Source organism: Aliidiomarina minuta (assembly GCF_003987145.1).
GTDB lineage: Bacteria > Pseudomonadota > Gammaproteobacteria > Enterobacterales > Alteromonadaceae > Aliidiomarina > Aliidiomarina minuta.
This window is the reverse complement of record NZ_PIPL01000001.1, coordinates 255,283-267,643: the sequence shown is the minus strand read 5'-3', so window position 1 is coordinate 267,643 and position 12,361 is coordinate 255,283. Positions and strand designations below refer to the sequence as shown.

The 12,361-nt window shown below is 46.3% G+C and carries 15 protein-coding genes; 9 read left to right on the top strand and 6 right to left on the bottom strand.

From position 1 onward, the window contains the following. Positions 1-7: 7 nt before the first annotated feature. On the top strand, positions 8-832 hold the full coding sequence (dapD, locus tag CWE09_RS01330; RefSeq protein WP_126802105.1) for a 2,3,4,5-tetrahydropyridine-2,6-dicarboxylate N-succinyltransferase: 825 nt from the start codon (positions 8-10) through the stop codon (positions 830-832). A gap of 49 nt (positions 833-881) precedes the next feature. Here the strand turns inward: dapD and truC are convergent, their stop codons facing one another. Continuing rightward, positions 882-1,607, bottom strand: coding sequence for a tRNA pseudouridine(65) synthase TruC (gene truC / locus CWE09_RS01325; RefSeq protein WP_126802104.1), 726 nt, complete (start codon positions 1,605-1,607; stop codon positions 882-884). After that, complete coding sequence (locus tag CWE09_RS01320; RefSeq protein ID WP_126802103.1) at positions 1,604-1,966, bottom strand: YqcC family protein; 363 nt, start codon at positions 1,964-1,966, stop codon at positions 1,604-1,606. Before CWE09_RS01320 ends, truC begins: the two co-directional genes overlap by 4 nt. Before the next feature lie 55 nt (positions 1,967-2,021). Between CWE09_RS01320 and CWE09_RS01315 the strand changes: the two genes are divergently transcribed. Next, positions 2,022-3,092, top strand: coding sequence for a DUF3549 family protein (locus CWE09_RS01315; protein ID WP_126802102.1), 1,071 nt, complete (start codon positions 2,022-2,024; stop codon positions 3,090-3,092). After that, positions 3,085-3,447, top strand: a complete 363-nt coding sequence (locus CWE09_RS01310; protein ID WP_126802101.1) for a DUF3301 domain-containing protein — start codon at positions 3,085-3,087, stop codon at positions 3,445-3,447. The genes CWE09_RS01315 and CWE09_RS01310 overlap by 8 nt, the downstream gene beginning before the upstream one ends. A gap of 237 nt (positions 3,448-3,684) precedes the next feature. Here CWE09_RS01310 and CWE09_RS01305 read toward each other — a convergent pair whose 3' ends face one another. From CWE09_RS01305 to syd, 4 genes are all read right to left on the bottom strand, one after another. Then, positions 3,685-4,011, bottom strand: coding sequence for an Mpo1-like protein (locus CWE09_RS01305; RefSeq protein WP_241974279.1), 327 nt, complete (start codon positions 4,009-4,011; stop codon positions 3,685-3,687). Then, a complete protein-coding gene (locus CWE09_RS01300; protein WP_126802099.1) occupies positions 4,001-4,657 on the bottom strand; it encodes a GNAT family N-acetyltransferase in 657 nt (218 codons plus the stop codon). Before CWE09_RS01300 ends, CWE09_RS01305 begins: the two co-directional genes overlap by 11 nt. A 49-nt stretch (positions 4,658-4,706) precedes the next feature. Next, positions 4,707-5,114 (bottom strand): DUF3192 domain-containing protein, encoded by a 408-nt coding sequence (locus tag CWE09_RS01295; protein ID WP_126802098.1) that lies wholly within the window; start codon positions 5,112-5,114, stop codon positions 4,707-4,709. A 152-nt stretch (positions 5,115-5,266) separates the two neighbouring features. Continuing rightward, positions 5,267-5,824, bottom strand: coding sequence for a SecY-interacting protein (syd, locus tag CWE09_RS01290; RefSeq protein ID WP_126802097.1), 558 nt, complete (start codon positions 5,822-5,824; stop codon positions 5,267-5,269). A gap of 59 nt (positions 5,825-5,883) precedes the next feature. Here syd and queF point away from each other — a divergent pair, with 59 nt between their 5' ends. From queF to CWE09_RS01260, 6 genes are all read left to right on the top strand, one after another. Beyond that, the gene (gene queF, locus CWE09_RS01285; RefSeq protein ID WP_126802096.1) at positions 5,884-6,726 is read left to right on the top strand and encodes an NADPH-dependent 7-cyano-7-deazaguanine reductase QueF; all 843 of its coding nucleotides are present in this window, start codon (positions 5,884-5,886) and stop codon (positions 6,724-6,726) included. 104 nt (positions 6,727-6,830) lie between these two features. Next, positions 6,831-8,327, top strand: coding sequence for a GGDEF domain-containing protein (locus tag CWE09_RS01280; RefSeq protein ID WP_126802095.1), 1,497 nt, complete (start codon positions 6,831-6,833; stop codon positions 8,325-8,327). Between the two features lie 21 nt (positions 8,328-8,348). Beyond that, on the top strand, positions 8,349-9,707 hold the full coding sequence (gene ppnN, locus CWE09_RS01275) for a nucleotide 5'-monophosphate nucleosidase PpnN (protein ID WP_126802094.1): 1,359 nt from the start codon (positions 8,349-8,351) through the stop codon (positions 9,705-9,707). Further along, complete coding sequence (locus CWE09_RS01270; protein WP_241974278.1) at positions 9,676-10,089, top strand: DUF3192 domain-containing protein; 414 nt, start codon at positions 9,676-9,678, stop codon at positions 10,087-10,089. The genes ppnN and CWE09_RS01270 overlap by 32 nt, the downstream gene beginning before the upstream one ends. 8 nt (positions 10,090-10,097) lie before the next feature. Next, positions 10,098-11,198: a hypothetical protein gene (locus CWE09_RS01265; protein ID WP_126802093.1), complete on the top strand. Its 1,101-nt coding sequence runs from the start codon at positions 10,098-10,100 to the stop codon at positions 11,196-11,198. Between the two features lie 138 nt (positions 11,199-11,336). Beyond that, positions 11,337-12,341: an isocitrate dehydrogenase gene (locus CWE09_RS01260; protein WP_126802092.1), complete on the top strand. Its 1,005-nt coding sequence runs from the start codon at positions 11,337-11,339 to the stop codon at positions 12,339-12,341. The last annotated feature ends 20 nt before the right edge of the window (positions 12,342-12,361 follow it).

Here is a 12,361-nt window from a genome sequence, read left to right as displayed (position 1 = left end):
GTACTTTATGCACGCTTTACAAGAACAAATTGAAACCGCTTTTGAAAACCGTCAACAGCTTTCCCCTGCTCAGGCCCCTGCTGAACTGCGCGATGCAGTCAACCAGGTCATTGCTGCACTGGATGCCGGCACCTTACGAGTCGCTGAGAAAAAAGAAGGTGACTGGATTGTTAATGAATGGGTAAAAAAGGCAGTCCTGCTGTCTTTCCGTCTTAACGATAACCACCTGATGGTAGGCGGCGAAACCCGCTTTTTCGATAAAGTAGAGAGCAAATATGCCGCTTACTCAGAAGCCGACTTTAAAGCGGACGGCGTTCGCATCGTTCCGCCAGCCATGGTTCGCAAAGGCTCTTTCCTGGGTAAAAATGTAGTGGCCATGCCCAGCTACGTAAACCTCGGTGCTTATGTCGGTGAAGGTAGCATGATTGATACCTGGGCTACTGTTGGCTCCTGTGCGCAGATTGGTAAAAACGTGCACCTTTCCGGTGGCGTAGGTATCGGTGGTGTACTTGAACCACTTCAGGCGACTCCGACAATTATCGAAGACAACTGCTTTATCGGTGCCCGCTCAGAAATCGTTGAAGGTGTCATAGTTGAAGAAGGCGCGGTGATTTCAATGGGCGTTTATATTGGCCAGAGCACGCGCATTTTTGATCGTGAAACGGGTCAGGTTCATTATGGTCGAGTACCAGCTGGCGCTGTCGTAGTACCTGGTTCTTTACCAGCCAAAGACGGTAGCCATAGTTTATATGCGGCTATTATTGTGAAAAAAGTAGATGCTAAAACCCGCGCTAAAGTAGGTATCAACGAGCTACTTCGTTCTGTCGATTAAACAATAAATCGGCTTTCAGCTCTGTGTTTCCAGCGCCCTGTTTCCAGCATCAGGAAAAGGGCCGCTGGAACTCTTCTGGTAACGGAATATTTATATTCACTCGCTCGCCGCTTACTGGATGATTAAAGTCCAGTCCTGTAGCTGCCAGCATCAGTCGGTGGCAGTTAAAATGCTCCCGAAAAAAACGGTTCTGCCGGCCATCACCATGGGTCGTATCCCCCACTATCGGATGACGAATATGAGCCAGGTGACGTCTTAACTGATGCTTGCGCCCCGTTTTCGGTGACAGTTGCAATAATGAATATCGACTGGTCTGATGTTTTTTGCTCACCGCATAAGGCAATTCGACCTGTTGCAGAGTTAAAAAGTCAGTCTCCGCTGATTGTGCAGCCTTATCAGTACGAGCCTGTTTATCAGTGACAGCATCTAATTCTTCTTTTAACGGGTAGTTAATATGGCCGTGCTGCTCGACAAAACCACGTACCACAGCGTGATACATTTTACTCACCAAACGTTCGGCAAAGAGCTCTCCCATTGCTTGAGCGGTCTGTTTATCCAGCGTAAACAAAAGAATGCCTGAAGTCGGACGGTCCAGGCGATGCACCGGATAAACATGACGGCCTAATTGATCGCGCACCATCTGCAAGGCGAACTGACGTGCCTCGGCGGCAATTCTTGAGCGATGCACCAGCAAACCGGCTGGCTTATTCACTGCTACCAGCCATTCGTCCTGATACAAAAGCGGTAAAGAGTCCTGTTCTGCAGTGAAACTCATCTGCTATCGTCACCCAAATCCTGATCACCCGCTAAGGGATCCTGATCGCTTAATAAAATATCAAGTTTCCGTAAAATCCGAATTAATTCATGGTGCGTATCTAAACTGTCTTTATAAACCTGCACCGCCATTGGACTTATCGCAATGGAGGTTGGCAAAGGCTGCTGCTTATCCACCATATTTTGCATTCGTGGTATCATGATAAACTGTAGCCACTGGTGAAAATCCAGAGTGTCCACTGCAAATGGCTGGGTGCTTTGCAAAGCCTCGGGCGAAGGCTGCTCAGGCTGCCATAAAGAAAGTTCTTTTAATGCGTCCTGCAATTGCTGCAGAATGATAGTTGTTTGCTGATAATGCACGTTGTTTATCTCTTACAATGTAAATTTTTCAACCAAAGGTTCCAGAAACATAGTTATGAATCAGGACACTTTATCCGTCGACACTTTGACTGAATTTTTAAAAATGGGTGACACCCATTATTACATTTTTGACCTCAGCCGTCTTGTGCGGCGCATTGAGAATGAAGAATTTGCAGCAATGGAAGCTGGAATGATGCCATTTCCCACGCCTATGCAACAACATGCCTGGCTCGGCATCGTCTTCTGGCACAAAGCAAGAAAAGACCAGCCTTATGTCTGGTTCGCCAAGTTTCCGCTCGATGAACGAGGCTTATTAAGCCATGGCGCCCGTCAGCATTACCTGCAAATCATAGTCGAAGCTCTGGGGCGCGACATTACCGCTCAGGCAGCGCCTGAGCAGGAAGAACTGTTAAAACAGAACCCCTATATATTTACCCCTCCAGAGCAAAAGCGGGCGGCCTTCCATGCCAAAGTAGGTATTCTGCTAGAGCAAAGCGCTTCTATTTATTATGAAGAGGCAGAAGCCTATATTTCAGGTCATAATAGCTCTCAAAAGTGGCAGGATCTTGGCGTACAGGGCTTGCATGATGTAGCCAGCCGGCTTTCTCTGAATCCGAAAGTAGCAGAACGTATTGCGACTCATTTTGAACAATGGCCGGAGCAATTTCAGCACGCGCTGAGCAATGTTCTGGAACATCACCTGATGCCTTCGGGCCTGGTCAGTAACCTGAATTCACTGTTACAAAAAGATATCAATAACGGCCCGGGCAAATTGTCGGTACATCTGTTGCGCAGTCTGGCCAGTGCAGCGGATAGTAAAGCGGTACAACTCAGTGTCCGTCAGTTGCTCAGTAAACCTTTGCCCTCATCTCTGGCTCAGGATTTACTGATTATAGTGGCAGCGCGTTGTTGGCCCGCTTTACAAGACAGTAAAGCACGGCAGCTCTATATAGAAAGACTGAGTGACTGTGCACCGGAGCTTTTTCCCCATTTATTCGCCGATCTGGTCGGCATACCACAACAGCGACCTCACCTATTGCAGATACTGCGCTCACACAAAGAGCAGCCAGAATCAGTGCAACAGGCTCTGGCCCAAATGACTCAGCAGGTGCAGCAAGGTGTTTGACTTAACGAACGTACTTTTGCTTATGCTGATTGCTGTTATCGCATTGCTGTTCTGGCAATTGCGTCAGCAATCTGAACGAGCTCACTATTTTGCGGTTCAATTTTGCAAGCAAAATCAACTGCAACTGCTGGATATCAGTAGACGTAAGGGCAAGTTTTCATGGCAAAAACGAGGCCCTACCTGGTTAGCGGACTATAACTTTGGCTTTAGCAGTGATCATGAACAGCGTTATGAAGGAACTTTACGCATGGCAAACCTGCAATTACGAAAAATTGATACTCCGGTTTTTCGCGAGCCCGAACCCGCAGCCCCTGCTTCTTCAACCTCTTATGAACAAGGCTCCTATTACCAGTAAGAAATACCCGTTCAAAAAGAAAGCCCCGTGGTGAAAACACCCCGGGGCCTGTGCTATTACACGCCACTCCAAACAGCCCGTTCTCCGCGCTAACTTTTACCTGACCTCCCTGTCAGTGACTGCCGCTGGTACGCATTTAACACTTCATAAGCTTAGCAAAAACTACGTTAGCCGCGTTTTCATAGGTATATATTCAGAACCCAAATAACTTCAAACGAAAACAAAGTCTTTGCCTGTTTACGAATCTTTCGTCGAATTACCACTATTACGTCTGCATAAACCAACCCAGAAGTCTTTATACATCACCCAGTCTGCAATAAAACTATACCAGGGGTGTTTAAAAGTAGCCGGTCTATTGTGCTCAAAAGCAAAGTGTCCAAGCCAGGCAAAACCATAACCCGCTACAGGTACTAACAATAACCACCAGGGTTGGGCCAGAACAATAGCGAGTAAAATAATAAGTAGCACCAGAGTACTGCCGATATAATGCAAGGCCCGACAGACTTGGTTACTGTGTTCTGCCAGGTAATAAGGATAAAACTCTTTAAATGAATTAAATTGCATCTTTTTGCCCATTGCGCTGATGAAACATTAATAAACCTTTAATCTCGTCCACCTGAACTTCGCTGACTAATTGATAACCCCGCTGTTCCAGGAAATGCTGATACTCAGGCCTTGTTGCCAGGGCAGCTACGCCAGCTGACTGCGGATCTTCCTGCATTACAGTATCGACCGCCTTGATCAACAATTCACCTAAGCCGCGTTGCTGATACCTTGGATGAACAGCAATGAATGTCAGCATGTGATAATTATCTACCGGCATAGCTTCTGCGATCAGTCGTTCTTTCTCAATCATTTGGCGAGTACTGAGGTAACCTGCTGTAAGTAGCATTTTCAGGCGCCAGTGCCAGAACCTGCCCGGCCCAAAATTCGCACCCGGCCGGGTCATGCAAACCACACCTTCTAAGGTGTCGCCGTCATAAATGCCAAACATCTGCTGACCACTTTGCCAGAAAAAGCTCAGCTCTTCACGGATAGCAGCGCGCAACCGTTGTGCATAGCCCTCTTTATCCGCTTTAAAAATCGATACAAACACCGGATCATCCTGATAAGCCTGAAACAATAAAGAGGCGGCCAGTCTGATGTCTTCTGAAGCCAGAAAAACTAATTTGCCCGTTAATTGAGGTTGTGTAGTGGTGGTTGTTGCCATGGGCGATCCTTTTTATAAGATGATGGCGCACTGCTAGTGCGCCAGTTTCTTATAAACTAACCAATTCAGCGCCAAAAGCAACTTTCAGTTTGTGTTCTCCCCAACCAATCAAAGTTCCATTTTCAAACACCAGGGGCGTGCACTCATCCCGTGTAGTCTGACCATCGCTTTTTACCCGGTGAGTACGATAAAACAGTGCACGATAGTCGGTATCTCCCTTAGTCAGGCGTTCATCAAAATCAGGGGTGCCCATTTTGTCCAGAACCTGGGCTAATGACTCTCCGGTGTCCAGAGCCGCTATCTGTTTGCGGTTACTCTGTTCAAGTTTTTGCCAGTCAGATTGAGAAAATACAGAAGAACTTCTTTCCCCTTTGCTCCCATCAACCACCAACACACAACCACTTAAAGTTAAACTAAGAGGCAGCAGGACTACCATAATGGCTCGTGAAATACGCATAGGTTACTCCATTTTATGATTATAAAAATAAATTACCTATGGCACATAGCAACTTCTAAGCCAGATTTTAAACCCCTTTAATTTCAATTACTTAAGGTTATCCACTTAAATAAAAGGTCACTTTTAGTCGTTGATTTCGCGAAATTCACCACTTATTGGTCAGTTACCACACGGGGAGTAGCATTAGCCAGCAACTCGGCGAGCGAATTTGCCAATTTGGCATGTTGCTCCTTGCCAACATACTCGAGCCCGACCACGCCAGTTTTGTTATCTACTGAAATAATGAGATCCTCACTACTTGTTCCAACACCAACAAATAATGTTACTTCCTGCTTCAAGCGTTGCTGCATCAATACATGACCAATAAGGTTACGTTGCAGACGGTCCGCATCCTGCGGGTGAATGACCTGTAGCAGCGTGAAATCTTCGCCTGCATAACTCAGATGCAGATCGCCGGCATAAAAACTGCCATAAAATTCAGCTACATCAGTATGTAAGCTGAGTTCAAGGCCTTTCTCTATCGCCGAAAAATCAAACTCGGGCTCCTGCTTACAAGGTTTCCAGCCAATGAGTCCATACTTCACTTCGCCCTGATAACAAGTACCACTCCACTCTTCCATATAATCAGTTTGCGGTAATAAGTCCTGTTCTTCATATGCTGACTGATACCGCTCATGTAACTTTGTTAACGCTTTCACCACATCTGACATCTGGCGTTGTTCCCTGGTTAATCATATAATGCGGCCATTCTACTGACAGGAGAAGCAATATGCCAACCACAGGCAACCACAACAGCATGTCTAACCTGTCACTGGGTCAGGCTACTGAATATTCGCAGCAATACAATTCCGAACTGCTGCAGCCGGTGCCTCGTGCTTTGAATCGCACTCCCATCGGTATTAATGAGCAGAATTTACCTTTTTACGGTTATGATGAATGGACAGGATATGAGCTTTCCTGGTTGAACAGCAAAGGGTTACCTCAGGTTGCTATTGCACGTTTTACAGTTCCCGTCACCTCAACAAATTTAATTGAGTCCAAGTCTTTCAAACTTTATCTGAACAGCTTCAATCAGAGTCGCTTTAATGACTGGCAACAGGTGCAAACACTTATGCAACAGGATTTGAGCGCCTGTGCTGCAGGACCTGTTACGGTTCAGCTCTACCCGCTGGCTGAATTTGCTCAGGAAAGTATAAGTAACTTACCCGGAATTCACCTGGACAGTCTTGATATCAGTATTAATAGCTACGATTACAACCCCGGACTTTTGCGTCAGAAAAGCGGCTCCGAAATTGAAGAAACACTTACCAGTGATTTGTTGAAATCAAACTGTCTGATCACTAATCAGCCTGACTGGGGGTCTGTTTCCATCGCGTATAAAGGTCCTCAAATAGAGCATGAGTCCTTGCTTGCCTATCTGGTATCGTTCCGCAACCATAACGAATTCCATGAACAGTGTGTAGAGCGTATTTTTCAAGACTTAATGCAACATTGCGGCTGTCTTGAGTTAACAGTCTGCGCCCGCTATACCCGTCGTGGAGGACTAGACATTAATCCGCTACGTTCAACTCAGAAACAGTGGCCGCAATTTCGCCGGACTGTACGCCAATAACTCGTGAAAACTGTCCCACTTACGTGCATACTAAAGCCGTTGAATTCAGATGATGCCTGTAGTTTTAAGTCAGGTACCAGCCAAGAGGTAATCAACAAAACGTTGTGACTAATACAAATGATGACAGTCAATTGCGCCAGGCTTACGAAGGTGAGTTAAAGACACTGACGCTGTTTATTAACCGTCTGGGTAATGCCCTCAGAGGTATTGATGTTGAGCTGGACCACAAACTAACTAAAATACGCAGCCTTAGTTCGGGTAAACCCAACTTAACAAAGCTTCGTCCTTTGTTTGATGAAGTCGGCAACTTGTTACAAAAGCATTCATCAATGAATGAGCGACAAATCCAGGAAGCCCGGGAGAACGCTAAGGCCTGCATTCATAATCTCAAACGCACCCCAGATTTCAGCGCTGAAGCACGTATCCAGTTGCGCGACCTTTTACAACAAATTGATGAACCTATTTATTCGCTCTCTCAATTGTTGCTGCTATTAAATAAAGTAATACTTTTATATCGTCAATATTTGCCGCACCAAACGGAAAGCTCTTCAGTACAGGCAAAAGAACAGCTCAGCTCATTGCAGAATGAGCTGGCTAATCTGCTCTCCAGCATTGACTTCGCGGGTGCTACCAGCAGTGCGCTGAATACTATTCGTCAACAATTAATGGGGGAACTGGGTAGTCAGCAGTTATTGCACAATAGCATGGATATATTGCGCCTTATTATTCGTGGTATCAGCGAAGAGCGTCAATCGGCACAACAGTTTCTGCATTCATTAAATGACGCATTATCTTCTTTGGCACAGGTTCTGGACAGCTCCATGAAGACTTCGGAAAATGCCAGCGAAGAACAAAACAAATATAACCAGCAATTGCAACAACAGTTGAATAAATTATCGGCTTCGATTAAAGAAAGTGACGAAATCCAACAATTGAAGCAACAAACAAAAATGCATGTTGAATTGCTGAGCACGACTTTGTTCCAGAAGAGTGAAGCGGAAGCCAGCGCGCAACAACAATTGCGCAGGCAACTACTGAGCATGCAGGCGCGCCTGGAAGACGTAGAGAGTGAAGCTCAAATGTATAAGCGCAGGCTCAGCGAACAAACCTTTAAAAGCTTGCAGGATAGCCTTACCCGTCTGCCAAATCGGGCTGCCTTCGAGGAACGTCTGCAACTTGAATATCAGCGCTGGCAAAGTTATGCCGCTGCGCTTACTATAGCTGTTGTTGATATCGATAATTTTAAAGTCATTAACGACAATTATGGCCATATCGCAGGCGACAAAACCCTTCAGGTTATCGCCAATATGCTGAAAAAATCACTACGTGATACTGACTTTGTCTGTCGCTATGGGGGCGAGGAATTTGTTATATTATTTCCACAGACCAGTGTACAACAAGCGACAGAATTACTGGATAAATCTCGTTCTCGGATAAAGAACATTCCATTTAGATTTAAGAATAAGAATATCTCGATCACAATATCTGCCGGCGTTGCTGATTTTGGCACCGAAGATAGTAAAACCACAGTGTTCGAAAGGGCTGACAGCGCCCTTTATCAGGCCAAAAAACAAGGCCGTGATCGAGTTTGTTACCAATAGCCGAAGGAGAAATACGGCCGCATGAGAATTTCATTATCACCACAAGGCAGCATGTCGTTGCTATCGCAGCTGGAAATAGAACGCTTACAGCAATCATCAAACAGTCCTTTATATACTCTTTTTCGCAACTGCGTATTAGCCGTTTTGAATGTAGGCAGCCACACCGACAGCAGTGCCGAAATTTACGACCAGTTCAAAGACTTTGAAGTTAACGTCCTGCGCCGTGAAAGAGGCGTTAAAATAGAGCTTATTAATCCGCCACCGAAAGCTTTTGTTGACGGCGAACTCATTGTTGGTATTCGCGAGCATGTAGAAGCGGTGTTACGCGATATTCTTTATGTCGGTGAACGCTATCCAACCGACGTACTGGCGCAAATGTCTCCCCGACACCTGACTCATGTCATTTTTGACGTATTGCGAAACGCAGAGGTGCTAAAACAAATAGCCGAACCCGATATGGTGGTCTGTTGGGGAGGACATTCAATCAATGATATTGAATACAAATACAGTAAAGAAGTTGGCTACCAACTTGGTTTACGCGGTTTTAATATCTGCACAGGTTGTGGTCCCGGCGCAATGAAAGGGCCAATGAAAGGCGCTACCATAGGACACGCTAAACAACGCAACTCCAATGGCCGTTATTTTGGTCTTACCGAACCTGGTATTATTGCTGCAGAGCCGCCGAATCCGATTGTTAACGAACTGGTCATTATGCCTGATATCGAAAAACGTCTGGAAGCTTTTGTCCGTTGCGGCCACAGTATTATTATTTTCCCAGGTGGTGCCGGTACTGCAGAGGAGCTTCTGTACATTCTCGGCATTCTGATGCACCCGAAAAATCAGAAACAACAACTACCTATTGTGCTTACCGGACCGGAAAGTAGTCGCCAGTATTTCGAAGATCTGGACCGTTTTATTGTTAAAGCATTAGGCGAAGAAGCGACTCGTTGGTATGACATCATTATTGATGATCCTGAGACCGTTGCTCAACATTTGCAGACGGGCATGGCCGCTGTAAAGCGCTATCGCAGGGACAGTGGCGACGCCTATAACTTTAACTGGACACTGCATATTGAAGAACCTTTCCAACATCCTTTTGTGCCTACTCATGAAAATGTCGCTGGCCTCAAGTTAAATAATGAACAGCCTAAAGAGCAGCTGGCTGCTGATCTACGTCGTGCTTTCTCCGCGATAGTGGCTGGTAATGTTAAAGCGCCAGGTTTGGCTGCAATTAAGCAACATGGCCCTTATATTATCAACGGAGATCCGGCCATGATGGAGGAACTGGATACGTTGCTGCAGTCTTTTGTCGAACAGCACCGGATGAAGTTGCCCGGCGGTACTGCCTATGAACCCTGCTATCGGGTCATTACAAGTTAATATGGGTAAGGCATTAAAAATCACCGCTACCGGGTTCGTCTTATACTTCCTGGTGGCAGGTGCTATTCTTCATTTTTACACTGCCAATCCAGAAACAATGACCTGGCAGGAACGTGAAATATTTAATCGTAAATATATTGGTCGCCTGGAGCTAGGAGAACATAAAGAATCCGTTATGCGTCTTCTGGGTCCCCCTGACATCAGTGAAGCACGTAGTACTGATGAAGGTGACCTTCTTATCCTGTTTTATCGCACCCAGCATGTGAAATCAGACGGCATCACTACACGTGATGAAACAACACCTCTGCTATTTCGCGATGACCAGTTATTTGCCTGGGGTGAACAGGCCTACACACGCTACCTGGGTGAGCCATTGCGCTGACATTGACCATGCTCACTATTGACGATCTTGAACACAGTTTACAAGAGACAAAACTTACCGAAGTTGAGCCAGACCTATGGCCTTTTTGCCTCTTTCTGCTAGCCGCCCGGCAACGCTACCTGGCACCTTCTTATGTACGTAAACAGATTAAGGCTATGCAGCAATCAGACCAGCTAAAGCCTGGTTTCCTGGCACAGAGCTGCCTTATTATCCACAAGCGGCAACAGCTAGGTATTTGCCCGACTATTACGCTTGCTAAGCTGGCTCGCCGTGCATCACTACGGGACTCTGCTGAGCTTATCGCCCGGGCACTGCTAAATCAGCAGCAGACTCAGAGTTGGCCTGCTACTGGTAACATTACTCCCCTGCCCGCGAAACTCCTTAGAGCCTTGCTTCGCTGGCCAGAACAAACCGGGCTGCTGGAACGAGTTCTGGAAATCCTGCATAGTCAGCCACGTTTAAGTACCCAGTTATGTGCACAAGCGACACTTTTCACTGAACAGACAAAAACCTTGTCGTTAAAGCCTGCGCTTCTGCTCCTTGGCCCGGAGCGCAGCCGCGAGCTTCTATTGCTAAGTCACTTTGAAACCAGCCTTACCCATCCCTATTTTCCATTGCGCGAATCATTACTCGAGCGACGCCGACTCATGAACGAAGTGCTACTAAAGCTGCAACAGCAATTTGACTGGCAATTTCCCTGTCGCATAGAACTACTCACTTACCTACTGATTTATGATTGCTGGCGTCACTCAAAGTGGACTACCCAGTCGACCTGGACAGTTGATTCTCGTTACCCTGTTACCAGTATAAATCATTGGTTATTAACTAAACGACCATTAAAAGGACACTGGGCCAAACGACTGGTGCGTTATTGGCAACTCCCCCTGCAAATAAATAACCTGCTGGTGCCTGAGAGCAAACAGGTTAGTCAGCAAAAAGCAGCACTGGAACTTGCTATTGCCTGTATTCATTATACTGATGACCCACACCAAGCATTGAAGGCGCCGCTAAAGGCATGCAAACTCACCGCAGAGGATTATGCTAAACTGGTGGAACTTAGTATGATTGAAACAGGTCACTTTTCCCCACTGCCACAGGCCACTTATTAATTGGTCCTGCAACCTGAGACCTTAGTCGTAAGCTGCTGGCAAGAAACCTGAAAAAATGGTATAAATCGCGCCATATGTAGTTGTTACGCGCTATTTTCATAGTGTGAGTTCATTATCATCCGTGCAAAAGGAAATCCCATGACTAGAAAGATCACAGTAATCCCAGGCGACGGCATTGGCCCTGATATTATCGATGCAGCAACCCAAATTCTCGATAAGGCAGGCTGTGACTTTGAGTATGAGTATGCAGACGCGGGCTTGATTGCACTTGAAAAACATGGTGAGTTGATCCCTGAAAGCACTTTGGCTGCTATCGAGAACAACGCTATTACGTTAAAAGGCCCTTTAACAACTCCGGTTGGCGGCGGCTTTACTTCAATCAACGTCACCCTGCGCAAACATTTTGGACTCTACGCCAACGTCCGCCCGGTCAATTCTTTTAAAGGCACTCAGGCGCGTTACGAAGACGTTGATATCATTACTATTCGTGAAAATACCGAAGGCATGTACTCAGGGCTTGGCCAGACGACCAAAGCAGATGGCAGCGAAGCCGAAGCTATGAGTAAGGTGACTCGTTTAGGTTGCGAACGTATTGTCCGTTTTGCTTATGAACTGGCTCGCCGTGAGGGTCGCAAAAAAGTAACGGCAGTACATAAAGCCAATATTCTCAAGTCTACTTCCGGTTTGTTCCTTAGCGTTGCCCGCGAAATTGGTAAAGAATACGAAGATATTGAGTCCGATGAGATGATCGTAGACGCCACTTGTATGAAGCTGGTTATGGACCCCTCTCAGTTTGATGTGCTGGTTACCACTAACCTGTTCGGCGATATTCTTTCTGACCTCTGTGCCGGCCTGGTCGGCGGCCTGGGCATGGCTCCAGGTGCGAACATCGGCGAAAAATGTGCCATTTTTGAAGCTGTTCATGGTTCAGCACCTGACATTGCGGGTCAAAACCTGGCTAACCCAAGTTCAGTTATTCTGGCGTCTATTCAGATGCTGGAGCATTTAAACATGCATGAACAAGCTAATAATATTCGAAATGCTTTACGTGATGTCATTGAAACTGGTGACCGTACTACCCGTGACCTGGGTGGTAGCCATGGTACCACTGATTTCACACAGGCTATTCTTGAACGCCTTTAAATAAGCACCGATATAAAAGA

What these genes read in the sequence shown, in the direction of transcription:
- syd (WP_126802097.1), bottom strand. Translation starts at nt 5,824, where the DNA reads ATGTCAGATGTGGTGAAAGCGTTAACAAAGTTACATGAGCGGTATCAG.
- ppnN (WP_126802094.1), top strand. Translation starts at nt 8,349, where the DNA reads ATGAGAATTTCATTATCACCACAAGGCAGCATGTCGTTGCTATCGCAG.
- CWE09_RS01260 (WP_126802092.1), top strand. Translation starts at nt 11,337, where the DNA reads ATGACTAGAAAGATCACAGTAATCCCAGGCGACGGCATTGGCCCTGAT.
- CWE09_RS01315 (WP_126802102.1), top strand. Translation starts at nt 2,022, where the DNA reads ATGAATCAGGACACTTTATCCGTCGACACTTTGACTGAATTTTTAAAA.
- CWE09_RS01270 (WP_241974278.1), top strand. Translation starts at nt 9,676, where the DNA reads ATGAACCCTGCTATCGGGTCATTACAAGTTAATATGGGTAAGGCATTA.
- CWE09_RS01305 (WP_241974279.1), bottom strand. Translation starts at nt 4,011, where the DNA reads ATGCAATTTAATTCATTTAAAGAGTTTTATCCTTATTACCTGGCAGAA.
- queF (WP_126802096.1), top strand. Translation starts at nt 5,884, where the DNA reads ATGCCAACCACAGGCAACCACAACAGCATGTCTAACCTGTCACTGGGT.
- CWE09_RS01265 (WP_126802093.1), top strand. Translation starts at nt 10,098, where the DNA reads ATGCTCACTATTGACGATCTTGAACACAGTTTACAAGAGACAAAACTT.
- CWE09_RS01300 (WP_126802099.1), bottom strand. Translation starts at nt 4,657, where the DNA reads ATGGCAACAACCACCACTACACAACCTCAATTAACGGGCAAATTAGTT.
- dapD (WP_126802105.1), top strand. Translation starts at nt 8, where the DNA reads ATGCACGCTTTACAAGAACAAATTGAAACCGCTTTTGAAAACCGTCAA.
- CWE09_RS01295 (WP_126802098.1), bottom strand. Translation starts at nt 5,114, where the DNA reads ATGCGTATTTCACGAGCCATTATGGTAGTCCTGCTGCCTCTTAGTTTA.
- truC (WP_126802104.1), bottom strand. Translation starts at nt 1,607, where the DNA reads ATGAGTTTCACTGCAGAACAGGACTCTTTACCGCTTTTGTATCAGGAC.